Origin of the sequence: Rhodococcus sp. AD45-ID (assembly GCF_003023755.1) — a bacterium.
Taxonomy (GTDB): Bacteria; Actinomycetota; Actinomycetes; order Mycobacteriales; family Mycobacteriaceae; genus Rhodococcus_F; species Rhodococcus_F globerula.
In genome coordinates, this window is sequence record NZ_PYHL01000002.1 from 576,507 (window position 1) to 601,321 (window position 24,815).

General features: G+C 63.0%; 24 protein-coding genes. 19 read left to right on the forward strand and 5 right to left on the reverse strand.

Features of this window, described 5'->3' with window-relative positions; translation table 11 throughout:
- Positions 1 to 11: 11 nt before the first annotated feature.
- A complete protein-coding gene (locus C7T36_RS18915) occupies positions 12 to 2,120 on the reverse strand; it encodes an RNA degradosome polyphosphate kinase (protein ID WP_230590374.1) in 2,109 nt (702 codons plus the stop codon).
- A gap of 215 nt (positions 2,121 to 2,335) precedes the next feature.
- The gene (cofC, locus tag C7T36_RS18920; protein ID WP_033236612.1) at positions 2,336 to 3,040 is read right to left on the reverse strand and encodes a 2-phospho-L-lactate guanylyltransferase; all 705 of its coding nucleotides are present in this window, start codon (positions 3,038 to 3,040) and stop codon (positions 2,336 to 2,338) included.
- 170 nt (positions 3,041 to 3,210) lie between these two features.
- On the opposite strand from cofC, the gene C7T36_RS18930 reads away from it, so the two are divergent.
- The 3 genes from C7T36_RS18930 to C7T36_RS18940 are packed head-to-tail and all read left to right on the forward strand — an operon-like array spanning position 3,211 to position 6,519.
- A complete protein-coding gene (locus tag C7T36_RS18930; protein ID WP_033236574.1) occupies positions 3,211 to 4,209 on the forward strand; it encodes an NAD(P)H-dependent glycerol-3-phosphate dehydrogenase in 999 nt (332 codons plus the stop codon).
- Positions 4,206 to 5,357 carry a cystathionine gamma-lyase gene (locus C7T36_RS18935; RefSeq protein WP_045067169.1) on the forward strand — a complete coding sequence of 384 codons (1,152 nt, stop codon included), beginning with the start codon at positions 4,206 to 4,208 and terminating at the stop codon, positions 5,355 to 5,357. The genes C7T36_RS18930 and C7T36_RS18935 overlap by 4 nt, the downstream gene beginning before the upstream one ends.
- Before the next feature lie 55 nt (positions 5,358 to 5,412).
- Positions 5,413 to 6,519 (forward strand): D-alanine--D-alanine ligase family protein, encoded by a 1,107-nt coding sequence (locus tag C7T36_RS18940; protein ID WP_045067170.1) that lies wholly within the window; start codon positions 5,413 to 5,415, stop codon positions 6,517 to 6,519.
- Between the two features lie 49 nt (positions 6,520 to 6,568).
- Here the strand turns inward: C7T36_RS18940 and C7T36_RS18945 are convergent, their stop codons facing one another.
- Entirely contained in the window at positions 6,569 to 7,165 is a 597-nt protein-coding gene (locus C7T36_RS18945) for a DUF3515 domain-containing protein (protein ID WP_045067923.1), read from the reverse strand.
- 127 nt (positions 7,166 to 7,292) lie between these two features.
- Between C7T36_RS18945 and C7T36_RS18950 the strand changes: the two genes are divergently transcribed.
- The 3 genes from C7T36_RS18950 to C7T36_RS18960 are packed head-to-tail and all read left to right on the forward strand — an operon-like array spanning position 7,293 to position 9,526.
- Complete coding sequence (locus C7T36_RS18950; protein ID WP_258190632.1) at positions 7,293 to 8,303, forward strand: thiamine-phosphate kinase; 1,011 nt, start codon at positions 7,293 to 7,295, stop codon at positions 8,301 to 8,303.
- Positions 8,304 to 8,312: 9 nt separating this feature from the next.
- On the forward strand, positions 8,313 to 8,834 hold the full coding sequence (locus C7T36_RS18955; RefSeq protein ID WP_045067171.1) for a gamma carbonic anhydrase family protein: 522 nt from the start codon (positions 8,313 to 8,315) through the stop codon (positions 8,832 to 8,834).
- The gene (locus C7T36_RS18960) at positions 8,834 to 9,526 is read left to right on the forward strand and encodes a uracil-DNA glycosylase (protein ID WP_033236570.1); all 693 of its coding nucleotides are present in this window, start codon (positions 8,834 to 8,836) and stop codon (positions 9,524 to 9,526) included. Before C7T36_RS18955 ends, C7T36_RS18960 begins: the two co-directional genes overlap by 1 nt.
- A gap of 26 nt (positions 9,527 to 9,552) precedes the next feature.
- Here the strand turns inward: C7T36_RS18960 and C7T36_RS18965 are convergent, their stop codons facing one another.
- On the reverse strand, positions 9,553 to 10,347 hold the full coding sequence (locus C7T36_RS18965) for an enoyl-CoA hydratase-related protein (protein WP_045067925.1): 795 nt from the start codon (positions 10,345 to 10,347) through the stop codon (positions 9,553 to 9,555).
- 141 nt (positions 10,348 to 10,488) lie between these two features.
- Positions 10,489 to 10,680 carry a 50S ribosomal protein L28 gene (gene rpmB / locus C7T36_RS18970; RefSeq protein WP_003942669.1) on the reverse strand — a complete coding sequence of 64 codons (192 nt, stop codon included), beginning with the start codon at positions 10,678 to 10,680 and terminating at the stop codon, positions 10,489 to 10,491.
- A 357-nt stretch (positions 10,681 to 11,037) separates the two neighbouring features.
- On the opposite strand from rpmB, the gene C7T36_RS18975 reads away from it, so the two are divergent.
- The 13 genes from C7T36_RS18975 (at position 11,038) to C7T36_RS19035 (ending at position 24,807) form a co-directional block, all read left to right on the forward strand.
- Complete coding sequence (locus C7T36_RS18975; RefSeq protein WP_239654712.1) at positions 11,038 to 12,723, forward strand: DAK2 domain-containing protein; 1,686 nt, start codon at positions 11,038 to 11,040, stop codon at positions 12,721 to 12,723.
- Positions 12,724 to 12,829: 106 nt separating this feature from the next.
- Positions 12,830 to 15,091: an ATP-dependent DNA helicase RecG gene (gene recG, locus C7T36_RS18980; protein ID WP_045067176.1), complete on the forward strand. Its 2,262-nt coding sequence runs from the start codon at positions 12,830 to 12,832 to the stop codon at positions 15,089 to 15,091.
- Between the two features lie 120 nt (positions 15,092 to 15,211).
- Entirely contained in the window at positions 15,212 to 18,616 is a 3,405-nt protein-coding gene (locus C7T36_RS18985; protein WP_045067179.1) for a pyruvate carboxylase, read from the forward strand.
- Positions 18,613 to 19,179, forward strand: coding sequence for a 16S rRNA (guanine(966)-N(2))-methyltransferase RsmD (rsmD, locus tag C7T36_RS18990; protein WP_033236567.1), 567 nt, complete (start codon positions 18,613 to 18,615; stop codon positions 19,177 to 19,179). The genes C7T36_RS18985 and rsmD overlap by 4 nt, the downstream gene beginning before the upstream one ends.
- The gene (gene coaD / locus C7T36_RS18995; RefSeq protein WP_033236566.1) at positions 19,176 to 19,670 is read left to right on the forward strand and encodes a pantetheine-phosphate adenylyltransferase; all 495 of its coding nucleotides are present in this window, start codon (positions 19,176 to 19,178) and stop codon (positions 19,668 to 19,670) included. The genes rsmD and coaD overlap by 4 nt, the downstream gene beginning before the upstream one ends.
- Positions 19,671 to 19,805: 135 nt before the next feature.
- A complete protein-coding gene (locus C7T36_RS19000; RefSeq protein ID WP_033236565.1) occupies positions 19,806 to 20,567 on the forward strand; it encodes a DivIVA domain-containing protein in 762 nt (253 codons plus the stop codon).
- Between the two features lie 138 nt (positions 20,568 to 20,705).
- Positions 20,706 to 21,266, forward strand: a complete 561-nt coding sequence (locus C7T36_RS19005; protein WP_033236564.1) for a DUF177 domain-containing protein — start codon at positions 20,706 to 20,708, stop codon at positions 21,264 to 21,266.
- A gap of 2 nt (positions 21,267 to 21,268) precedes the next feature.
- On the forward strand, positions 21,269 to 21,451 hold the full coding sequence (rpmF, locus tag C7T36_RS19010) for a 50S ribosomal protein L32 (RefSeq protein WP_007729318.1): 183 nt from the start codon (positions 21,269 to 21,271) through the stop codon (positions 21,449 to 21,451).
- 19 nt (positions 21,452 to 21,470) lie between these two features.
- Positions 21,471 to 22,244 carry a ribonuclease III gene (rnc, locus tag C7T36_RS19015; protein ID WP_033236563.1) on the forward strand — a complete coding sequence of 258 codons (774 nt, stop codon included), beginning with the start codon at positions 21,471 to 21,473 and terminating at the stop codon, positions 22,242 to 22,244.
- A gap of 9 nt (positions 22,245 to 22,253) precedes the next feature.
- A complete protein-coding gene (gene mutM, locus C7T36_RS19020) occupies positions 22,254 to 23,126 on the forward strand; it encodes a bifunctional DNA-formamidopyrimidine glycosylase/DNA-(apurinic or apyrimidinic site) lyase (RefSeq protein ID WP_033236562.1) in 873 nt (290 codons plus the stop codon).
- A gap of 42 nt (positions 23,127 to 23,168) precedes the next feature.
- On the forward strand, positions 23,169 to 23,612 hold the full coding sequence (locus C7T36_RS19025) for an OsmC family protein (RefSeq protein WP_033236561.1): 444 nt from the start codon (positions 23,169 to 23,171) through the stop codon (positions 23,610 to 23,612).
- Positions 23,612 to 24,532: an SMP-30/gluconolactonase/LRE family protein gene (locus C7T36_RS19030; protein ID WP_045067183.1), complete on the forward strand. Its 921-nt coding sequence runs from the start codon at positions 23,612 to 23,614 to the stop codon at positions 24,530 to 24,532. The genes C7T36_RS19025 and C7T36_RS19030 overlap by 1 nt, the downstream gene beginning before the upstream one ends.
- Positions 24,529 to 24,807, forward strand: a complete 279-nt coding sequence (locus C7T36_RS19035; protein ID WP_045067185.1) for an acylphosphatase — start codon at positions 24,529 to 24,531, stop codon at positions 24,805 to 24,807. Before C7T36_RS19030 ends, C7T36_RS19035 begins: the two co-directional genes overlap by 4 nt.
- Positions 24,808 to 24,815 lie beyond the last annotated feature (8 nt).

The window sequence follows — 24,815 nt, forward strand, 5'->3', positions numbered from 1 at the left end:
GGCAGCGACCGTCAGGATCCGCTGGATGTGCGACTGCGCATCAACGCATGTTGATGCTCGCGTACATCTTCGCCGTGTTCGGGGGAGGCGACCCAACTTCCGTCGGGATGGAGTACCCAGCAACGGGTGCGTGGGTCGAGCGCGGAATCGAAGATGTCGCCCAACTGCTTCGCCAACTTGGGATCCGTAACCTGAACCATCACCTCCACTCGGCGATCGAGGTTGCGGTGCATCATGTCTGCGCTGCCGATCCAGAATTCGTCGGCGGCCCGGAAATGGAACATGCGTGAGTGCTCGAGGAATCGTCCGAGAATGGAACGTACTTCGATGTTGTCGCTCAGTCCCGGTACTCCGGGCTTGAGCGCGCAGATTCCGCGAACCACGATCTCCACGGGCACGCCGGCCTTGGATGCCCGGTACAGCGCGTCGATAACCTGTTCGTCGACAAGTGCATTCGCCTTCATGCGGATGGCAGCGTCACGCCCGGCCAGCTTGTGCTCGATCTCGGCTTCGATACGTTCGACGATTCCGCGGCGCACACCGTACGGCGCGACCAGAAGGTTGCGGTAGTTGGTCTTGCGGGAGTAGCCGGTCAGCGAATTGAAGAGGTCCGTGAGGTCGGCGCCGACCTCCGGTGCGGCTGTGAACAATCCGACGTCCTCGTACAACCTCGCAGTCTTGGGGTTGTAGTTGCCGGTACCGATGTGGCAGTACCTCCGGATAGTCGAGCCTTCACGCCGAACCACGAGGCATGTCTTGCAATGAGTCTTGAGTCCGACCAGGCCGTAGACGACGTGCACGCCGGCCTGTTCGAGTTTGCGAGCCCACTTGATGTTGGCCTGCTCGTCGAAGCGAGCCTTGATCTCGACGAGAGCGACAACTTGCTTGCCGGCTTCAGCGGCGTCGATGAGCGCGTTGACGATCGGTGAATCACCGGACGTTCGGTAGAGGGTTTGCTTGATCGCGAGAACCTGCGGGTCGGCGGCCGCCTGCTCGATGAATCGCTGAACACTGGTGGAGAACGAGTCGTACGGGTGATGGACGAGTACGTCGCCATCACGAAGAGTGGAGAACACGCTCTTGGGTGTTTCGCGTTCACCGAACGCCGGGTGCGTCGCCGGAACGAAAGGTGCGTCCTTGAGGGCCGGGCGGTCGACGGCGTAAACCTGCCAGAGGCAGGACAAGTCGAGCAGACCGGAAACCTCGATCACGTCGGCGGGGTCGACGTCGAGTTCACGAAGCAACAAGTCGAGCATGTGTTCGGTCATGTCGTCGGCAACTTCGAGACGGACCGGTGATCCGAAACGGCGACGGGCAAGTTCGCGCTCCAGCGCCTGCAGGAGGTCCTCGTCGCGATCCTCCTCGACCTCGAAGTCGGCGTTGCGTGTGATCCGGAAGGCGTGGTGCTCCACGATTTCCATTCCGGGGAACAGAACATCGAGGTGCGCCGAGATCAGCTCTTCCAACGGGATGAACGAGTCGATCGACGAGGTGGTGCTCTTGACGCGAACGAAGCGGCCGACGTTGTCGGGAACCTTCACTCGGGCGAAGTGCTCACCGCCCGTCAGGGAATCCTTCACCGTCACTGCGAGGTTGAGACTCAGCCCGCTGATGTACGGGAAGGGGTGCGCGTGGTCGACGGCGAGTGGAGTCAGAACGGGGAACACCTGTTCGGTGAAATGCACCGAGAGGCGTTCGTGATCGTCGTCGCTGAGGTCGGACCAGCGAACGATCGAGATTCCTTCTGCCGCTAGGGCAGGGCGAACGGAATCGAGAAAGACGTGTGCGTGCTTGTCGGCAAGTTCCTGTGTCCGCTGCGCGATGAGAGCCAACTGTTCGCGCGGTGAGAGTCCGTCGGCAGAGCGGACGGACAGACCGGTTTCGTCGCGGCGCTTGAGACCGGCAACACGAACCATGAAGAACTCGTCGAGGTTGGACGCGAAGATAGCGAGGAACTTTGCGCGTTCGAGGAGGGGGAGTGACTCGTCGGCTGCCAACGCGAGAACGCGGGCGTTGAAGTCGAGCCAACTGAGTTCACGGTTGAGGTAGCGGTCTTCGGGTAAGCCACCGAGAAGGACTGCGGGAATTGCCTTCGTGGCTGCCGGCGGCGCACTCGGTATGTGCGTCGGCGATCCACTGACCGGTGGTCGCGCCGAAGGCTGCGGTGTCGAAGGCTGCTGCCCGTCACCGGTTTTTGCGGTGTTGGTGTCGCCAAGTTCTGGCGGTGTGGTCTCTACGTTGTTTGCGGACTTGCGGTGCTCGAGTGCTTCGCCGTTGCTCACCTGTCGATCATCCCCCACAATTGCGCGCTTCGACAATTGATGATCGAAAAAGGTCAATGCGTTTTGGACGTGGCGCGATGGAAGCGTGTCAACGACGCGAGTGTTGCCGGTCCGACGCCGAGTGCGCGGGCGGTGTCGAGATCTGTTGCGGTGTCGACGTCGGTGCGAAGGCCCGGCCACTCTCCGGTGAGACGCCTGGCGCCGGAATCCGTGTGGCCACGCGCGGATTCGGGGCCGAATCGTGGATCGAGCGGCAGATCGGGATCACACGAGAACAGGGCCGCGGTCCCGGTTCCGTGGTGATCGACGACGATGGAACGGCCACCGGCGCGGGCGGCGTCGAGGGCTTCGAGCAGTTCGTCTGGTTGGAGCGACGGAAGATCCGCTTGGATGACAACAAGATCCACAGTGCCATGTTCGGTGCGGATGTGCGTGGCCGCTGCGTCGAGGGCAGAGTTGAGTGAATTCTCGGTGGACCTACTCGAATCTGGATCGGCGTACACGTTTACTCCCGCGGCGTACGCGAGTGCGGCGACTGTCGGATCCGGAGTCACGACAGTGACGCCGTCGATGGCAGGTACACCCGTAACCGTGGTGAGAGTGTCGTGAAGCATCGCGAGAACAAGATCGGCACGGGCGTCGACGTCGAGTTCGGCGGCCAGCCTGGACTTCGCGGATCGGAGGTCCTTCACCGCGACAATGGCATGCATCGGGCGCGGACGTTCCGATCTGGTTGCGCTCGGCCTCGCACTGGTCATCCTTCGATCTTGCCAGTCGGTTGCCGACATGTCTGTCTCTGCCTGTCTCACCGGGGCGTCTGGCGACTCCAGTTCGGTCCGGGCGATAGTCTGTGCAGGCGATTTCATTGCCGGGTCGCAACACAACCGGCGTCTTGGCGAACGTCACGAGGGGTAGACGAGGTGACTGTGTGAGTAAGGCAGCAGTATTGGGTGCAGGCTCATGGGGAACGGCGCTGGCGAAGGTCATGGCCGAGGCCGGCACCGAGGTGACGATGTGGGCTCGCCGGAAGGAAGTCGCCGACAGGATCAACGCGACGCACGAGAACAGTGACTACCTACCCGGTATCGCGCTGCCCGAGTCGATTCGTGCGACGGATCGTCACGAGGAAGCGATGGAGGGAGCAGACTTCGTCGTTCTGGCGGTCCCGTCGCAGTCGCTGCGGGGGAACCTCGAGCAGTGGAAGGATTCGATAGGTCCGAATGCCACCCTGTTGAGTCTGGCCAAGGGCATCGAAACCGGCACCTTGATGCGGATGAGCCAGGTGATCGTGTCGGTTACCGGCGTCGAACCCGGCCGTGTCGCCGTGCTGTCCGGACCGAATCTCGCGCGTGAGATCGCGAGCCGTCAACCGGCGGCGACGGTCATCGCCTGCACCGATTCTTCCCGTGCCTTGGCACTTCAAGATGCTTGTGCCACAGGATATTTCAGGCCGTACACCAACTCCGACGTGATCGGTTGTGAAATCGGCGGCGCGTGCAAGAACGTGATCGCGTTGGCATGCGGCATGGCGGCAGGCAGCGGTTTCGGCGACAACACTGTTGCCAGCATCATCACGCGCGGACTGGCCGAGACGATCCGACTGGGCGTCGCGCTCGGTGGCCAGGCATCCACGTTTTCGGGGTTGGCCGGCGTCGGCGATCTCGTTGCGACGTGCACGTCGGAGCTGTCACGAAACCGGACGTTCGGTGAGCACCTCGGCCGCGGCGGCTCCATGGAATCGGCGCAGCAGGCCACCAACGGTCAGGTAGCCGAGGGCGTGAAATCGTGCACGTCCGTGCGCGCACTCGCTGCCGGATACGACGTCGAAATGCCGTTGACCGATGCCGTCCACCGCGTCTGCCACGAGGGGATAGCGGTCAGCGAGGCGATCGGCCAACTGCTCGGCCGGCGGACCAAGCCGGAATGACGTCAGCAGACGGCTACGGCGATTCCACCCGGTGCGTGAGCAGCGTCGGGAGTGCGCACAGCCCTGGTCAGCCCATGCAGTTGGGTCCGGTATTTGCTGCGCCGTACCAGCTTTCGGAGGACGAGGGGAGCGAGAGCGACACGTATGCCCGGGCATCGAATCCGGGGTGGCGTGGCCTCGAGGCGGCGCTCGGCATCCTTGAAGGTGCAGATCACGTCGTTGTCACAGGGTCAGGAATGTCGGCCGTCACGGTGACGTTGCGCAGCCTACTTCAGGCCGGCGATACCGTCGTCGTTCCGTCGGACGGCTATTACCAGGTGCGTCGTTACGCGGAGGAAGCCCTGGCTCTACTGGGCATCGGCGTTCGCGAGGTGTCGACGACGGGCATGGGTGATGCGAGTTTCCCGGAGTTGCTGTCTGGGTTGCCGGGACGCATTGTCGTGGTCGCGGAGACGCCGTCCAATCCGATGCTCGACGTTGTCGATCTTCGGGCGTTGGCCGTGGTGTGCCACCGCGTCGGAGCAATCCTTGTGGTGGACAACACGACCCCGACTCCGCTCGGTCAACGTCCTCTCGAACTGGGAGCGGACGTCGTGGTGGCCAGCGGAACAAAAGCGCTGAGCGGGCACAGCGATCTGTTGATGGGTTACATCGCCACGGCCGACGCGGACATAGCCGCGAAGGTCGAGCGCGAGCGTCTGCTGTCCGGGACGGTGCTCGGTCCATTCGAAACATGGCTGGCGCATCGCAGTCTCGGAACGGCCGGCCTGCGATTCGGCCGACACTGTGACAATGCTCAGGCGCTCGCCGACATGTTGTCCGGCCATCCGGCTGTCATGTCCGTCCGTTACCCGGGGCTGCACACCGATCCGTCGTACGTCGTTGCGTCGGAGCAGATGCACAGGTTCGGCGGTCTGGTGAGCATCGAATTGGAATCCGCGGCGGCTTTCCATTCCTTTGTCTCGGCAAGTGAACTTGTTACTTCTGCGACCAGTTTCGGTGGCATCCACACCACAGCTGATCGGCGAGCTCGGTGGGGAGATCAGGTCAGCGAAGGGTTTGTCCGGATCTCGTGCGGCATCGAGGACACCGAAGATTTGTTGACGGATATACAGCGCGCCCTCGGTGGACTGACGTCCGGTCGGTAAATTATCCACTGGCCCGAGCGCGTGCCGAAGTCGATTCGACGGTACGGTTTGACGCGTGAATAACAGCCGCACCCGGGTAGCCGTGATCTTCGGTGGCCGGAGCAATGAACATTCCGTGTCGTGCGTATCCGCCGGGAGCGTCCTCGCGCACCTCGATCCGGAACGCTACGACGTCGTGCCGATCGGCATCACCGCCGACGGGGCCTGGGTTCTCGGTTCCACCGATCCGGAATCGCTGGCCATCAACGGTCGCGAGTTGCCCACAGTCGACAAGGACGGGACGGCGCTGACACTGACTGCTGACCCGACGCGTTCCGGTGCGCTGCTGGCGCTCGACGGAACCGACGTGGGTTCTGTCCTGGCAACTGTCGACGTCGTATTTCCCGTCCTGCACGGTGCTTACGGCGAGGACGGCACCATCCAGGGTCTCCTGGAAATGGCCGGAATTCCCTACGTCGGTCCCGGTGTGCTGGCTAGCGCCGCCGGTATGGACAAGGAATTCACCAAGAAACTGCTTGCCGCCGAGGGGTTGCCGGTCGGTACGCAGGTGGTCCTGCGCCCGGGAACGGCGACACTGACCGACGAGCAGAAGGATCAGTTGGGGCTTCCGGTTTTCGTGAAGCCGGCTCGCGGTGGATCGTCGATCGGCATCACGCGAGTCACCGGGTGGGACGGCCTCGAGGGCGCGATCGCTCATGCTCGCCTGCACGATCCGAAGGTGATCATCGAGGGCGCGATCATCGGGCGGGAAGTCGAATGCGGTGTGCTCGAATTCCCCAGCGGTGACGTCAAGGCGAGTGTGGTCGCAGAGATCCGGATGCCCGCCGACGACGGTGACTCGGACGCGTTCTACGACTTCGACACCAAGTATCTCGACGACGTCTGCGAATTCGACGTCCCCGCACATGTGGACGCGGCTGTCAGCGATCAGATTCGCGAGTTGGCCGTGCGCGCGTTCACCGCACTCGATTGCCAGGGGCTCTCACGCGTGGACTTCTTTGTCACCGAGGACGGGCCGGTGATCAACGAGATCAACACGATGCCAGGATTCACGTCCATCTCGATGTATCCGAAGATGTGGAAAGCGACCGGAATCGATTACGGCACTTTGCTTTCGACGTTGGTCGACACTGCGCTCGCCCGCGGGACCGGATTGCGCTGACGGACGTGTTGCGCTGACGGACAGGGGCCGGGATTACCGGCCCTGTCCGTCAGGGAACCGGGATCGGCGCCGGGTCGAGCGGCTGCTGCGGGATTGTCGCAGAGATGGTGTCCGAGATTTCCTGAATCGGAGTGGGGCCGGTGCCGTCGGGAACGGTGATCCCGATGTATTCGCCGCGGTCGACGGCAAACCAGGTGCTGGCCGCCAGGCCGATGTCGGTACCCGAGATCTGGAACCACTGGACGCCGTTGACTACCTGAAGTGCCGCGGCCTGATCGAATTCGGCGGGGCGGTCGAGTCCGCAGCGCAGGACGATCGGTTCACCCTCGCTGCGCTGCCACGCAGCGGCGCCGGCGGGTGCGGGTTCGACAAGTTCGGCCTTGGTGAAGTCGCCGATGTCCTCGGGGAGAGCATCAAGCAGCGAAACGCAGGTCTCGGACTCCGCGTTGGGTGCCGGAACCGGGCCGAGTGCCACCGGTTCGAGCGTCGGGTTCTTTCCGGCGACCACGGCGGCGATCACCAACCCGACGATCAGGGCCACTGGCAGTGCGATGGCGGTGGCAATCAATGCCGGGCTACGACGCTCGACCTCGTCGAGGTCGTTATCGCCATGGTCGTTCGTCTCGGGGGACGTGTTCTCAGACATGCTCAGTTCTTCGTTCGGTTCCGGGTTCGGTTGTTGCTGGGGAGCTCGCGTGCGCATCGGTAGAATTGCCACTGCTTTGACGGTACCGCAGGACGCTTTTGGTCCGATCTGCGCTGAGAAAAAGGGAGTGCTCATCTCGTCATCAGGATCGACCTCGAACGAACAGGCATCTTCATCGCCCCGCACGGTTGCGCAGGTGGGGGAGTTCGACGTGATTGCCCGCTCCCTTGTCGGTCGAATTCAACCGCTGACGACGGAGTTGGGTCCCGGCGACGACGCGGCGATCGTGACCGCACCCGACGGCCGGGTTGTCATTTCCTCGGACATGCTGGTCGAGGGAAGGCATTTTCGGCTGGACTGGTCGCCGCCGCGCGACGTGGGACGTAAAGCGGTGGCACAGAATGCTGCCGACATCGTGTCGATGGGTGCGCGGCCGAGCGCCTTCACCGTGTCATTGGGCTGCCCACCGTCGACTCCGGTCGACGTCATGGACGAAATCTCCGCCGGAATCTGGGATGCCGCAACGGATCTGGGTGCGGGCATTGTCGGCGGGGATCTGGTGCAGTCGCAGGACATTGTTGTCTCGGTGACGGTACTCGGAGATTTGGGTGGACGGCGGGCAGTCACGCGGGCCGGCGCCCAGGTGGGTGACCGTGTTGCCGTCGCCGGATTGTTCGGTTGTTCGGCAGCAGGTTTGGCGCTGCTGCTCGCCGGCGATCGATCGTTTCCGGATCTTCTCGCGCTCCATCGTGTTCCGGTCCCGCCGTACGAGTCCGCATGGGCAGCGGCCGATACTGCTCACTCCATGACCGACATCTCGGACGGGGTCGTCGCTGATCTTCGCCACCTCGCGTCTGCGTCAGGAGTCCAGGTCCGCATCGATTCGGGTGCTGTACCGACGTCGGCCGACGTACCGAAAGCTGCGGCCGCGCTGAAACTCGATCCGCTGGAGTGGATTCTCTCCGGTGGCGAAGATCACGGTTTTGCCGCGACCTTTGCAGCCGGTGAAGACCTGCCGTCGGGGTGGACGGTCATCGGGGAGATCGTTGCCGGCGCCGGAGTTGTTGTGGACGGAGAACTGCGTGAATCCGGCGGCGGCTGGCACAGCTTTTCGGCCACGGGCACCACCGCGGTATAGGTTCTCCTCATGGCTGTTTATGCACTAGGAGACAAGGTTCCGGATATTCATCCGGACGCGTACGTACACCCGGACGCGGTGGTGATCGGCAATGTGAGCCTCGCTGCGGGAACGTCGATCTGGCCGCAGGCCGTACTGCGTGGTGACTACGGGACCATCTCGGTGGGTGTTGGATCGAACATTCAGGACGGCACCGTGATTCATTGCACGGTTACCGAACCCACGATTATCGGTGCGGGCTGTGTTGTGGGTCATAACGCGCATATCGAGGGTTCCACGATCGAAGAAGGGTGCTTGATCGCATCCGGGTCGATCGTGCTCAACGGTTCGGTGATCGGGGCAGGGTCGATAGTCGGAGCCGGCGCCGTGATCGCGCGCGGATTCGTAGTGCCACCGCGCAGCATGGCTTTGGGGGTGCCCGCCAAGATTCGCGAAGGCTACGAAGTTCCGCTCGGTCATCTCGAAGCGAATGTCGCGAACTACTCTGCCAACGCTGCACATTATCGCGGCGCCCTACGCAGGCTCGACTGATGGACACTCACATCGAATCCGGCTGGGCCACAGCGCTGGAACCGGTTTCGGAGCAGATCGCTCTGATGCAGAAGTTCCTCGACAACGAGACCGCAGCGGGCCGCGAGTTTCTGCCCGCGCGCGAGAATGTGCTGCGCGCGTTCACGAATCCGTTCGAGGACGTCAAAGTGCTTATCGTCGGACAGGATCCGTATCCGACCCCCGGTCATGCGGTGGGTCTGAGCTTTTCGGTTGCCCCTGATGTTCGACCAGTTCCCCGCAGTCTGGTCAACATCTACAAGGAATATCACCAAGATCTCGGTTTGCCGATTCCCGATGACGGTGACCTGACACCGTGGTCGAATCAAGGTGTGTTGCTGCTCAACCGGGTACTGACCGTAGCGCCAGGGGCAGCGGCGTCACATCGGAAAAAGGGTTGGGAACCTGTGACCGAACAGGCAATTCGCGCTCTGGTGGCTCGATCTGCCCCGATGGTTGCCATTCTGTGGGGTCGCGACGCCGCGACGCTGACCCCGCTACTAGGGGATACCCCCATCATCGAATCTGCGCACCCGTCACCACTTTCGGCGTCGCGTGGGTTCTTCGGTTCACGTCCGTTCAGTCGGGCAAACCAACTTCTGACGGACATGGGGGCCACGCCGGTCGACTGGGATCTGGGATCAACCGCGAGCGTGACCGAACCACTCTGGTGACGAGCAGTTCGGTCACGCGAGCTGAATCAAGGCTGCTTGGCAGCTACAAAATCGGGACGACGCTTCTCGACGAACGCGTCGACGCCCTCCCGGCCGATGGGACTGTTGGCGGCAGTCTTGATGGACGTAGCTTCGGCGTCGAGTTGCTCGGAGAGCGTGTTGGTTCGTGACGAGCGCAACAGTGCCTTGATGCCGGCGTACGACGAACTCGGTCCGTGTGCAAGCGTGCGGGCGAGCCGGGCTGCCTCTTCCTGAACCTCGTCGTCACCGACGAGGCGGGTGAGGATGCCGAGGCGAACAGCTTCGTCGCCGCCGATAATGGAATCGCTCAGGAGGATTTCGCGAGCCCGTCCGGCGCCGACGATGCGGGGGAGTGACCAGGACATCCCACCGTCCGGCGTGAATCCGATGGAAGGGTACGCGGGGCGAAGTTTGGTGCTGGTGCCGCCGATGGCGATGTCGGCAAGGCAGACCAGGCTCATGCCGGCCCCCGCTGCCCAACCGTGAATTCCGGCGACCACGGGAACCGATGCCGCATCCAGAGCACGCACGAAGGTGTGGAGATTCTGGGCAACTCCTTCGACGTACTCGCCGCGATCCGGCGCTGACGCGAAGGCCCGGACGTTACCGCCCGCACAGAAGTTGGGGCCTTCACCGACCAGAAGAATGCTGCCGATGTCGTCGCCGAACGATTCCAGGGCCACTGCACCCTGGATCATCCCTTCGTCGTCGAGGGAGGTGCCGTTGGCGGCGGTGGAAATGGTGATGCGGAGTACGCCTTCTTCGAGCGTTACTTTGCTGAGGTCATCGATGGAAGTCACCTCACGCACATTACGGGTCAGGTGTCCGGGTCGTCACAGGAGGGACCCCGGCACAGGCACAACAAAAGGCACGACAAAAACAGCTCTGCCCCCGACACCGAAGTGTCGGGGGCAGAGCTTGCAATCGTTGTGCTCGGGCAATCAGCCCCGAGCGACCTTGCCTGCCTTCAGGCAGGAGGTGCACACGTTGACCTTACGGGTGTTACCCGGGGCAACCTCGGTACGAACAGACTGAATGTTCGGGTTCCAGCGACGATTGGTACGCCGGTGCGAGTGCGAGACCGACTTACCGAAGCCGGGCCCCTTGGCGCATACGTCGCAGACGGCAGCCATAGTCGCGAACTCCTTGTTAGAAATGAATATTGAAGTGGTCACCCTACACAGTAGGACGGCCAGAATGACAATTCGAATATACGCTGTGGATCTTGCGATACCGAATCGGTCTCCGACCGCTTACGGTGCAGTCGAGCGTGACAACACAGAACACTGTTGTAGACGATGCACCGGAGTGCACTGTTTGCAGCAATATTTGGTGTAGCCCGTTCGAGGCAACCGTGTAACAGTAACTGTTGACCGGTGGATTGACCAAACCGGCCTGCAAACCGGTGATTACGGAGTGTGCCCGACTACCCTCGACAGCATTCGTTTCCGTCCCCGAGGAGGGGACGTTTCCGCAGAGGGGAATTGCCAGTGGGGGACGCGCACCACCAGAGAACGGACGGGACGGCCGACGGTCTCCTGCTGCGCCGGTGGGCGCGACGCTCGGTCGATTGCCTCGAGGAGCGGCGCGGAGAGATCAACAGCCTCAACGTCTTTCCCATCCCTGATTCCGACACCGGCACAAATCTGCTGTTCACGATGCGTGCCGCGCTCGATTCGGCCGAAGCGCTCGGCGGCGACGTCACCAGCGCTACCCGCACCGCCAATGCGCTGGCGCGGGGCGCCGTGGCAGGAGCCCGCGGCAATTCCGGCGTCATCCTGTCCCAGGTGATTCGTGGGATTGCCGAGACGGTGCGCGGTGAGCGGATCAACGGACTCGATCTTGCGGAAGCGCTGCAGACGGGTACCGAGCTTGCGTCGCGCGCGGTGACGGACTTGGTCGAGGGCACCATCGTGACCGTTCTCCGAGCGTCCGGTGAAGCGGCGGCGCAGTGCGTCGGCGTGGACCTCCAGTCTGTTGCGCTCGCCGCGGCAGATGCGGCCGCGAGCGCCCTGGTCAAGACACCGCAGCAACTCGACGTGCTGGCCTCGGCAGGCGTCGTGGATGCGGGCGGACTGGGCTTGCTGGTGATTTTGGACGCTCTGGTCGAGTCCGTGTCCGGGCACTCACCGGATCGGGTGGAACTGGGTGCCGGACGAAGCCGCGGTCTCATTGCAGAGGTCAGCAGACGCGACCATGACTGGGACCGGAAATCGGGTCCGCTCGAATGTGGCGACGATTCGGCGCAGGACTTCGAGGTGATGTACCTCGTCGACGAATCGGATGAGGATCTGATGGCGGCGCTCCGCACCCGGTTGGCGGTGCTCGGCGACTCGATAGTGATCGTCAGTGACGGATTCGGTGGCTGGTCGGTTCACGTGCATTGCTGTGATGCGGGCGCCGCAGTCGAGGCCGGCCTCGAAGCCGGCCGCGTGCACGGGATTCGGATCAGCAGTTTCCTCGTCGACGAACGTGATCAGTTGGTCGCCCGTCAGGAGATGCAGTTTCAGGGCCACGATGCGCGTGGTGTACTCGCCGTTGTGGCGGGGGACGGCGCCGCGGCACTGTTCGAGAGTGAAGGTGCCTCGGTACTGCGGTGCGACGACGCGCCGGTGACCCGCGCACAGTTGCTCGGCCATATCCGCACCATGGATCGCACCGAGGTGCTGGTGCTGCCGAACGGCGCGTTGAGCGCTCAGGAATTGGTTGCGGTCAGTGCCGCGGCCCGAGATCCCCTGCATCAGGTGCTGCTGCTCTCGACATCCTCGATGGTTCAGGGGTTGGCAGCACTCGCGGTCCACGACGGAAGTCGCAACGTCGCCGACGACGGGTTCACCATGTCCGAGTCGGCTGCGGCAACTCGGTGGGGGTCTCTGCGGATCGCGGTGGAACGGTCGCTGACGTTTGTCGGAACCTGCGACCCGGGCGACGCCATCGGATTGATGGGCCACGAGGTGGTGGTCATCGGACCGGACGTCGAGGCGTCGGCAGCGCGGTTGATCGATCTTGCGCTGGGATCTGGTGGCGAATTGGTCACACTTCTCATGGGCGCCGACGCCGCCGACGGCTTGGCCGAGCGGATGGAAGCACATGTCATCAGCACCTACCCAGGCGTCGACGTGCTGATCTATCAGGGCGGTCAGCCGGGGGATCTGTTTCAGCTGGGCGTTGAGTGAGCGGTCGCCGGGGTGATCGTGTCGGGAGTTTTTGTGTCGGCGGCTACTGATATACGAATAGCTGTGCTTTTCGATCTGCTGCTTTTCGATCTGCGAGGAAACTGACATGGCAACGCTCGCCGACAACTTGGATCGGCTTCTGGGAAAGAAGACCGCGGACGCGTTGGCCGAGGCCTTCGAGATACGCACGGTCGAGGATCTCCTGCGCCACTATCCTCACCGGTACGCGTCGGCCGGTAAGGAACTTGCCGACAAAGAGCCTCCGGAGGGCGAGCACATCACGATCATTGCGCGGGTGGCGTCCGCGAGCGTGGTGAATATGAAGTCCCGGACGGGGCAGATGCTCAAGGTCTCGCTCACGACGGACACACAGACCGTCGACGTCACCTTCTTCAACCCGTACAAGGTGAAGCACGCCATCAAGCCCGGCGTGCGGGCGATGTTCTCGGGCACAGTCAAATACTTCCGGAACAAGTGGAGTTTGACGCACCCCAGTTATCTGATCCTTCCGGAACCCCGTGCCGGGGAAGAAGATTCGGTGGTTCCTTTGAAAGCCGTCAAGGGTGCCGGTGATCTCGCGGGGCTGGCCCGTGCCAGTTCGGGGCCGGGCGCCGAACTCGACTACTCGATTTTCGAGCGTGAGTTCATCCCGCTGTATCCGGCGACGCGCGAGGTGGAGAGCTGGACGATCATGCGGTGCGTCCGACAGGTTCTCGATCAGCTTGATCCGGTTCCCGAACCACTTCCGGCCGAGACTCTCGCCGAACATCATTTTGTCGGGCTGGACGAGGCACTGAGGACGGTGCACCTGCCCGATAGCAAGGACGACATCGAACGTTCCCGCGAGCGATTGCGGTTCGACGAGGCGCTGTCTCTGCAGTTGGTTCTGGCGATGCGACGTCACGACAATTCCGAGCGGGTGGCACCGGCGTGCGTGCCTGTCGCAGGCGGTATCGCCGAGCAGTTCGAGGAGATGTTGCCGTTCACACTGACGGAAGGGCAGCAAGCCGTCGCCGCGGAAATCGCGGCCGATCTCTCGCAGACTCACCCCATGAGCCGGCTCCTTCAAGGTGAGGTGGGCTCGGGTAAGACCATCGTGGCGCTTCGGGCGATGCTGCAAGCGGTTGACGCGGGATATCAATGTGCACTGCTCGCGCCTACCGAAGTGCTGGCCAATCAGCATGCCCGATCCCTGCGCGCGATGATGGGGCCGCTTGCAACCGGGGGAGAGTTGGGCTCGGCCGAGCACTCCACTCGTATCGCCTTGCTCACCGGTTCACTTCCGGTTGCCGCAAAACGTGCCGCGCTTCTCGACGCGGTGACCGGAGATGCGGGAATTGTCATCGGTACTCACGCGCTCATCCAGGACAGTGTCGAGTTCTTCAACCTCGGCATGGTTGTGGTCGACGAGCAGCACAGGTTCGGGGTGGAGCAACGAGATCACCTCCGCTCGCGTGCTCGCGACGGCCTGAGCCCCCACCTGCTGGTCATGACTGCTACTCCCATTCCGCGCACCATTGCCATGACGGTGCTCGGCGATCTGGAAGTGTCCACCCTGCGCGAATTGCCTCGTGGGCGTAGCCCGATCAAGAGCAGCGTTGTGCCGGCAAAGCAGAAGCCTGCCTGGGTGGATCGGGCGTGGGCACGAATTCGCGAGGACGTCGCAGACGGGCGTCAGGCCTACGTCGTGTGCTCCCGGATCGGTGACGGCGAGCCTGCCGCGGGCGAGGACCAGTTCACCGAGGAGAAGCAACCCGAAACGAAGTCGGCAGTCGACGTTTTCGAGGAGTTGTCGAGCGGTCCGCTTTCCGAGCTGCGCGTCGGCCTCCTGCACGGTCGCCTGCCGTCAGATGAGAAAGACGTGGTCATGAGCGCGTTCAACGTCGGCGACATCGATGTGCTCGTCTGCACCACCGTCGTGGAGGTCGGTGTGGACGTGCCGAACGCGACGGTCATGGTGATCGTCGACGCGGAGCGGTTCGGCGTCAGTCAGCTCCATCAGCTGCGTGGCCGTGTCGGCAGAGGAAAGCACCAAGGGCTGTGCATTCTGGTGACGGGAAGCAACCCAGGTGGACCGGCGTACGAGCGGCTCTCTGCCGTTGCCGCCACCAATGACGGTTTCGAACTGGCACAACTCGATCTCGCGACACGACGTGAGGGAGACATCCTCGGTGCGGCGCAGTCAGGCACAACCTCGAATCTGCGGCTGCTCTCGCTCATCGCGCACGGCGACATTCTCGAATCCGCGCGAGACTTCGCGACCGGAGTTGTCGAACGCGACCCGACACTCGCCCAGCATCCCGCACTTGCGTCGATGGTGAGCGCCGCTCTTGACTCCGATCGGATCGAATACCTCGAGAAATCGTGAGAAGTATGACGGCAAACTGAATACGAATAGCGGCAGGACCATCGGGTTTGTTTCTCGATTCAGTCTACGATGTGGGACGCCGCGTGCTTGTACACACGGAATTCGCGGTAGTTTTTCCCCATGTTCTCCAAAGTGCTCGTCGCCAACCGCGGCGAAATTGCGATCCGCGCCTTCCGCGCCGCCTACGAACTAGGTGCTGGAACTGTCGCGGTGTTCCCGTACGAGGATCGGAACTCGATCCACCGCCTGAAGTCTGACGAGAGTTATCAGATCGGGGAGAAGGGGCACCCGGTTCGGGCGTACCTGTCGGTGGAGGAGATCGTGGCCGCGGCACAAAATGCCGGCGCTGACGCGATCTACCCCGGTTACGGGTTCCTGTCCGAGAATCCGGATCTGTCGGCTGCGTGTGCGGAGGCGGGCATCAAGTTCGTCGGCCCGTCCGCGGAGATCCTCGAGCTGACCGGTAACAAGGCGCGGGCGATTGCCGCAGCGAAGGCTGCGGGTCTGCCGGTGCTGGCGTCGTCGGAGCCGTCGTCGGATATCGACGAGTTGCTCGCGGCAGCCGAGGACATGACGTTCCCGATCTTCGTGAAAGCCGTCGCCGGTGGTGGTGGCCGCGGTATGCGCCGCGTCGCCGAGCGATCACTGCTCAAGGAATCCATCGAAGCCGCGGCGCGTGAAGCGGAATCCGCCTTCGGTGATCCGACGGTGTTCCTCGAGCAGGCTGTCATCGATCCCCGCCACATCGAAGTCCAGATCCTCGCCGACGAGCACGGCAATGTTATTCACCTGTTCGAGCGCGACTGCTCGTTGCAGCGTCGCCACCAGAAGGTGATCGAACTCGCCCCGGCCCCGAATCTGTCGGAGGAGTTGCGGGCCAAGATCTGCGCCGATGCCGTGGCTTTCGCGAAGCAGATCGGTTACACGTGCGCCGGCACGGTGGAGTTCCTTCTCGACACCCGTGGCAATCACGTCTTCATCGAGATGAATCCGCGAATCCAGGTGGAGCACACGGTCACCGAAGAGGTCACCGATGTCGACCTCGTTCAGTCGCAGCTCCTGATCGCGTCCGGTTCCACCCTTGACGACTTGGGTCTGACGCAGGACTCGATCAAGCTGCGCGGCGCGGCGCTGCAGTGCCGCATCACCACCGAGGACCCCGCCAACGGGTTCCGCCCCGACACGGGCCGGATCACCGCGTACCGCACGCCGGGTGGTGCCGGTATCCGCCTCGACGGCGGCGCAACCCTCGGTGCCGAGGTCGGCGCGTACTTCGACTCGATGCTGGTCAAGCTCACCTGCCGTGGACGCGACCTCGAGGCTGCCGTGGCGCGTGCGCGTCGCGCGGTCACGGAGTTCCGTATCCGCGGCGTCTCGACGAATATCCCGTTCCTGCAAGCAGTTCTCGACGATCCGGACTTCAAGGCCGGGCGGGTCACGACGTCGTTCATCGAGGAACGTCCCCATCTGTTGACGCAGCGCTCCTCGGCGGACCGCGGTACCAAGATCCTCACGTACCTCGCCGACGTCACGGTCAACAAGCCGCACGGCGAACGTCCTTCCGCGGTGTACCCGCAGGACAAGCTCCCCAAGATCGATCTCTCGACTCCGCCGCCGGCCGGTAGCCGCCAGCGGTTGCTCGAACTCGGTCCGGAAGGATTCGCGAAGGCGCTGCGTGAGCAGAAGGCTGTTGCGGTCACCGACACCACGTTCCGTGACGCACACCAGTCGCTGTTGGCGACCCGCGTCCGTACCAGCGGCCTGCTCGACGTCGCCGGTCACGTTGCCCGGTTGACGCCGGAACTGCTCTCCATCGAAGCGTGGGGCGGCGCGACATACGATGTGGGACTTCGCTTCCTGCACGAGGACCCGTGGTACCGGCTCGCCGCGCTGCGCGAAGCGATCCCGAACATCAACCTGCAGATGCTGCTGCGTGGACGAAACACGGTGGGCTACACGCCGTATCCGGAAAAGGTCACCCGCGCCTTCGTGCAGGAAGCCACCGATACCGGTATCGACATTTTCCGAATCTTCGACGCGCTCAACAACGTCGACCAGATGCGGCCGGCCATCGACGCGGTCCGCGAGACCGGTACGGCCCTCGCCGAGGTTGCGCTGAGCTACACCGGCGACCTGTCGGATCCGAACGAAACGCTCTACACCCTCGACTACTACCTGAAGCTGGCCGAGGAAATCGTCAATGCCGGCGCACACGTCCTGGCGATCAAGGACATGGCCGGACTACTCCGCGCCCCGGCCGCGACCAAGCTCGTGACCGCGTTGCGCTCCAACTTCGATCTGCCGGTGCACGTTCACACGCATGACACCCCCGGTGGACAGTTGGCAACGTACTTCGCCGCCTGGCAGGCGGGCGCAGACGCCGTCGACGGTGCTTCGGCGGCTCTGGCCGGCACCACCAGCCAGCCCGCGCTGTCGGCCATCGTGGCTGCTGCTGCGCACTCGGAGTTCGACACCGGACTGAATCTGCAGAACGTGTGCGACCTCGAGCCGTACTGGGAGGCACTGCGAAAGGTGTACGCGCCGTTCGAGTCCGGGCTTCCGTCTCCGACCGGGCGCGTCTACACGCACGAGATCCCCGGCGGCCAACTCTCGAACCTGCGCACTCAGGCTGTGGCACTGGGCCTCGGTGACCGCTTCGAAGAAGTCGAAGCCAAGTACGCCGACGCCGACCGCATGCTCGGGCATCTGGTGAAGGTGACGCCGTCGTCGAAGGTAGTCGGCGACCTCGCCCTGCACCTCGTCGGTGCCGGTGTTCCGTCGGAGGAATTTGCCGCCGACCCGGCCAAGTTCGACATCCCCGACTCGGTTGTCGGCTTCCTGCGCGGCGAACTGGGCACCCCGCCCGGCGGCTGGCCGGAACCGTTCCGCAGCAAGGCACTCGAGGGCCGCGGCCCCGCGAAGCCGGAGACGCCGCTCTCCGCTGCAGACGAGGCGCTGCTCGAAGGCTCGTCGAAGGACCGTCAGGGCGCGCTGAACCGTCTGCTGTTCCCCGGCCCGACCAAGGAATTCCTCGAGCACCGCGACAAGTACGGAGACACCTCGCGGCTCTCGGCGAACCAGTTCTTCTACGGCCTGCGCCGCGGTGAAGAACATCGCGTCGAACTCACACCGGGTGTGCAGTTGATCATCGGACTCGAAGCGATCTCCGAACCCGACGAGCGCGGCTACCGCACCGTGATGTGCATTCTCAACGGACAGTTGCGTCCGGTCTCCATCCGGGACCGGTCCATCGCCAGCGATGTGCCCGTGGCGGAGAAGGCCGACAAGAACAACCCAGGTCACGTGGCCGCACCGTTCGCGGGCGTCGTGACGCTCGCGGTGAAGGAAGGCCAGAAGATCGAGGCCGGTGACACCGTCGCCACCATCGAAGCAATGAAGATGGAAGCGGCGATCACCTCACCGCGCGGCGGCATCGTCTCCCGCATCGCGATCAGCGCAGTCCAGCAAGTCGAAGGCGGCGACCTCCTCGTTGTCGTCTCCACCGGGGAGAGCGCCGCAGAGTGACACGCATTATCTCGGGACTCGCAGGCGGTCGCCGCCTGCGAGTCCCGCCGAGCGGAACCCGGCCCACCTCGGACCGGGTCCGCGAGGCGCTTTTCAGTGCGCTCGAAGCGCGTATCGACCTCGACGGCTGTGCTGTCCTCGACCTGTTTGCCGGTTCCGGAGCCCTTGGCCTCGAAGCACTCTCCCGCGGTGCGGAGCACGTGATGCTCGTCGAGTCCGACGCAAAGGCAGCAGCAGTGATCAAGGACAACATCGGTGTTGTCGGGCTGCCTGGCGCGGTCCTACGGGCAGCGCCGGTCGCTGCGGTCGTCTCCGGTCCGAGTGCTCGTGAATACGACATCGTCATCGCAGACCCGCCGTACGCGGTGACCGACGACGCGGTGGTGTCCATCCTCCAACACCTTCAGACAAACAAGTGGGTGGGGGAGGGCACGATCGTCGTTCTCGAGCGGTCGTCCCGATCACCGGAGACCGTCTGGCCGCACGGGTTCGAACCCGTCAAGGCGAAGAAGTACGGCGAGGCCAGGATCGAACTCGCAACCTGCTACGGTCTGGACTCATGACTGGCGCCGTTTGCCCCGGATCCTTCGACCCTGTGACCAATGGTCACCTCGACGTAATCGGAAGAGTTGCTGCGCAATTCGACGAGGTCGTGGTCACCGTGATGATCAACAAGAACAAGCGCGGAATGTTCACCGTCGACGAGCGTATCGAGATGCTCGAAGACGCGACGAGCCACCTGCCCAACGTTCGAGTGACGTCATGGCACGGGCTTCTGGTCGACTACGCGAAGCAAGAGGGGATCACCGCGATCGTCAAGGGTCTGCGCGGCGCCAACGACTTCGACTACGAACTGCAGATGGCGCAGATGAACAAGAAGCTCAGCGGTGTCGACACGTTGTTCGTCGCAACCAACCCCACCTACAGCTACCTGTCCAGCTCACTGGTCAAGGAAGTTGCCACCTTCGGTGGTGATGTCGCTGACATGTTGCCCGCAAAAGTGCATGCCCGATTGCTCGACCGCATCGCTGAACGGGCAGCCGAAAACAGCTGATACCCGACACACCGCCCCCAGACGCACCTGGTGGGCCGATCTTCCGGCAAACTTGTCGACAAGGAACGGGCGCAGATCCAGGTGGATCGGTGACGATGTGGGCCGATAGTTGGCCGGTGAAGATTGGGGTTGCTTGTGTACCGGGTATTCGAGGCGCTTGACGAACTGGTCGCGATTGTCGAAGAGGCACGAGGCGTTCCGATGACTGCCGGGTGCGTCGTCCCACGCGGCGACGTGCTCGAACTGCTCGACGACGTCCGTGACGCTATTCCGAGTGAGCTGGACGACGCCCAGGACGTCCTCGACCATCGTGACAAGTTGGTCTCGGACGCGCGTTCCACGGCGGACAAAACCGTCAGCAGTGCCAACGCGGAAGCAACGTCGACGGTCGAGAATGCCCGCGACGACGCCGATCGCATCCTGTCCGACGCCAAGGCTCAGGCAGACCGCATGGTCGCCGAGGCCAGCGCTCACGCCGATCAGTTGGTCGCCGATGCCGAGGCGGAAGCCGAGCGCACGGTCACCGACGGTCGACGCGAGTACGACGCCGTCACTGCTCGCGCGCGCGACGAGTCCGATCGCATGATCGAAGCAGGCAAGGCGTCGTACGACCGCTCGGTTTCCGACGGAGCCGAGGAGCAGGCACGTCTGGTTTCCCAGACCGAGGTCGTCCAGACCGCGCGCGCCGAGTCGGCTCGGGTGATCGACGCCGCGCACGCGGAATCCGATCGGATGCGCTCGGAGTGTGATCTGTACGTCGACACCAAACTTGCCGAGTTCGAGGAGTTCCTCAACGGGACTGTTCGATCCGTCGGGCGCGGTCGTCAGCAATTGCGGACGGGTTCGGGTGTGCCCGACTATCTCGACGACGATCGCCGCCAGGAGCGTCGCCGATAGGGTCCTTCACCGGATTGGGCCTGCTGTGCACTGTCGGGTATTGTGGGGTGGTTGCCCATCCAGTTTCAACAGTTAGGTGAGTTCTCTTTGTCAACGCATCGTCGTCATTCATCGCATCAGTCAACTGATGCGGGATTCTTGCTGGACACCGTCAAGTTAGGTCGGCGTCCAGGGTCGATGCGCACTGTCGAGAGAACGATCCAGTCGCCGAATCGCATCGGTCTCGATCTCATCGCGATCGAAGCAGGTTCGGACATAGATCTCGATCTTCGTATGGAAGCGGTATCCGAGGGCGTTCTCGTCACCGGTACCGTGCACGCACCCACTACGGGTGAGTGCTCGCGGTGTCTCGAGCCGTTCACGAGCGTTGTGGACGTCTATCTCACGGAGTTGTTCGCTTACCCGGACAGCGTCACCGAGGAGACAACCGAAGAGGGCGAGGTCTACCAGGTCGAAGACGAAGAAATCGATCTGGAACCGGTCATCGTCGATGCAGTCGGACTGGCGCTTCCGCTCCAGCCTTTGTGCAGTGACGATTGCCTGGGATTGTGCTCAGAATGTGGCATTCGCCTGGCGATTGCGGAATCTGGGCATGGGCATGACATACTTGATCCTCGCTGGGCTGGTCTCGCGGCCAAATTTGGCGTGGAATCAAACACCAGTGAAAATCTTGTGATCACCGAAGCCGAGGAGAAGTAGAAGTGGCTGTCCCCAAGCGCAAAATGTCGCGATCCAACACGCGGTCGCGTCGTAGCCAGTGGAAGACCACTGTGCCCACCCTCGTTACCTGCCCCAACCGTGGCTGTGGCGAGCAGACCTTGCCCCACATCGCGTGCCCGTCCTGCGGTACGTACAAGGGCCGCCAGGTAACCGCTGCTGTCTAGTTCTCCACGGAGAAAGACTATGACGAGCGACAATACAGTTTCAGCCGTTGGCGGCGAGGGCAATCACGACACGCTCCTCGCCGCTATCGGCGTCGATATAGAGCCTGGCCTCTTGACGCTGGCTCTCACCCACCGCTCGTATGCATACGAGAACGGTGGACTGCCGACAAACGAGCGCCTCGAGTTCCTCGGGGATTCCGTTCTCGGTCTCACTGTTACCGAAAATCTCTACCTGTCACACCCGGCCAAGTCCGAAGGTGACCTTGCCAAGATTCGTGCGAGCGTAGTCAACATGCACGCTCTGGCCGAGGTTGCGCGGACTTTGGGTGAAGGTGGACTCGGAGCGCATCTGCTTCTGGGCAAGGGCGAGGAAATGACGGGTGGCCGTGACAAGCCGTCCATCCTCGCCGACGGTATGGAATCCATTCTTGGCGCCATCCACTTGCAGCACGGAATCGATACCGCGCGCCGTGTGGTCCTCGACCTGTTCGACGATCTTCTGACCCGTGCTCCGCTTCTGGGTGCCGGTTTGGACTGGAAGACGAGTCTGCAGGAGTTGACCGCAGAACACAGTGCCGGTGTTCCCGTGTACGAGATCACGGCTACCGGCCCTGATCACGACAAGGAATTCACCGCCACTGTGCTTATCAGCGGCAATCCCTTGGGTGTCGGTGTCGGTCGGTCCAAGAAGGAAGCCGAGCAGAAGGCAGCAAGTACGGCATGGAAAGCGATGTCGGAGAAGGCTTCCGAGGGCGCTGCTGTAGCCGATGCTCCTGTCGATCTTGCCGGCTGAGTTCTTCTCTTGCCTGAACTTCCCGAAGTCGAAGTCGTTCGCCGCGGCCTACAGTCGCACGCTGTAGGTGCGGCGATCGAGGCTGTCGAAGTTCTCCATCCCCGCGCTATTCGCCGCCACGTTCTCGGGTCGGACGACCTGATCGGGCAGTTGACGGGACAGACCATCGCCTCGGCCGAGCGCCGCGGCAAATACCTGTGGCTGGTTCTGGAACCGGCCGGTGTCGGTGTAGTGGTTCACCTCGGGATGAGCGGTCAGATGCTCGTTCAGCCGCCCACTGTGGACTGGGAAAAGCACCTTCGTATCCGACTGGCTCTCGATTCCGGAGCCGATCTTCGGTTTGTCGATCAGCGCACCTTCGGTGGCTGGTCGATTTCGCCGTTGGTCGAGGTGGACGGGACCCTGCTGCCGGAGTCGGTTGCGCACATCGCGCGTGACCCGATGGACGAGGCTTTCGATCTCGAATCGGTGGTGAGCGTTCTGCGCGGCAAGCACACCGAAATCAAACGTGCACTGCTCGATCAAACCGTCGTCTCCGGTATCGGCAACATCTATGCCGACGAATCATTGTGGCGGGCAAAGGTTCACGGCAACAGAATCGCCGAGACCCTGACAAAGCCCAAGCTGCGTGAGCTCGTGACGGCGGCCCGCAGTGTCATGGGTGAGGCGCTCGAACAGGGCGGCACGTCCTTCGACGCGTTGTACGTCAACGTGAACGGCGAATCCGGCTACTTCGATCGCTCACTCTCGGCGTACGGGCAGGAAAATCTGCCGTGCCCGCGGTGTGGTGCGCCCATTCGGCGTGAGAAGTTCATGAATCGATCGTCGTTCAGTTGCCCGCGCTGCCAACCGGCACCCAGGTCGCGGCGAAACGTAGCGTAGGTCGTCGCACTCGCCACTGCAGAAGGGTGGCAAGATTGCGGCATGGCTGAACAGATCGCTGACAACGCACCGGCACACACCGAACTCTGGGTCGAACGTACCGGCACCCGCCTCTACACCGGTAAGAGTTCGCGGGGCGCCGAAGTCCTCATCGGATCGGAATCGGTACCTGGTGTTTTCACACCGGGGGAACTTCTCAAGATCGCTTTGGCAGCCTGCTCGGGAATGAGTTCGGACTTCCCGATTTCGCGCCGTCTCGGTGACAACTACGACGCGACCATTCGAGTGTCGGGAACCGCGGATCGTGAGAACGAGGTGTACCCGCAACTGGACGAGGTTCTCGAACTCGACCTCAGTGAACTCGACGCCGACGCCCAACAGCGGTTGATCACGCTGATCGAACGATCCGTCGACAAGGTCTGCACTGTGGGGCGCACCCTCAAAGCCGGCACCAAGGTCACGTTGACCATCGACACGGACGCCTGATGCTCCGCGCCGGCAGTGTTGCCGCTGCGCTGGTACTGGGTTGTGCTGTAGCAGTGTCCACTCCGGCGGCAGCGGTGGCCGGGGCCGGCGACGGTTGTGGCGAGTGGACGTCGACGCTCGTGACCTCCGGTGCGGGAATGCTCGAAAACCTGGAATTCGACGGGGCCGGATCGTTGGTGTTGTCGCAGTCGGCTCCCGTCGGTCCGGGATCGCTGCTGACTGTTGCGCCGGGCGGAAGCCGAAAGACTCTGGTGAGCAACGTGAACGGGCCGGGCGGGCTGGTTGCCCAAGACGGCGCCGTGTACTTCACCACCGGAAACTCTGCAGTCTCAGGACTGTTCGGAATCGCGGACGGCACTCTGGGCAGAGTGAACGTGGGGGACGGGTCGGTGACGACGATTGCCGACGGGTTGGTGATGCCCAACGGCCTTGTGCCGCTGGACGGCAATCGGTTCCTGACGACGCGTACATTGACACAACCCGGACTGACCGTGATCGGCAGTGACGGTTCGGCGACGGTCGTGCGCGAGGATCTCGGAACCGTCGACGGGTTGGCTCGATCGGGGCAGAATATTTTTGTGACAACAACATTCGACCTCACCACCGCAATTCACATTCTGAACGCCGACGATCTGGGTGGAACTGTGCGGACTATTGCGTTGCCAGGGTTAGGTCCCGCGAACATGGCCGACGATTTGACCGTCGGACCGGACGGAGCGCTGTACGTGGCGTTCAACGCCGGTGGCAAGGTTGTCCGTGTTGATCCGGAGTGGGGCACCTCGTGTGAGATTGCTTCCGGTTTGCCGTTGACCTCGGCGGTGAAGTTCGGCGCCGGACCGGGGTGGGATCCGAATGCGCTGTACACCACCAGTTTCCTGGGTGACGTGCACAAGCTCGATCGGGTCGGCGGTGTGTCATGAGTGAGCCGGTGCGGTTGACGGCGTGGGTACACGGCTTTGTCCAAGGCGTCGGGTTCCGGTGGTGGACCCGGGCACGCGCGTTGGAATTGGGATTGGTGGGGTACGCGTCGAATCAGCGCGACGGCCGAGTACTCGTTGTCGCGGAGGGTGATCGGGAGTCGCTCGAAAGGTTGCTGGAGTTGTTGCGCTCGGGCACCACGCCGGGAACTGTCGACCTGGTTGTCGACAGTTGGGACGCCGCGCGGGGAGACCTGTCCGGGTTCGTCGAACGCTGACCGCGATG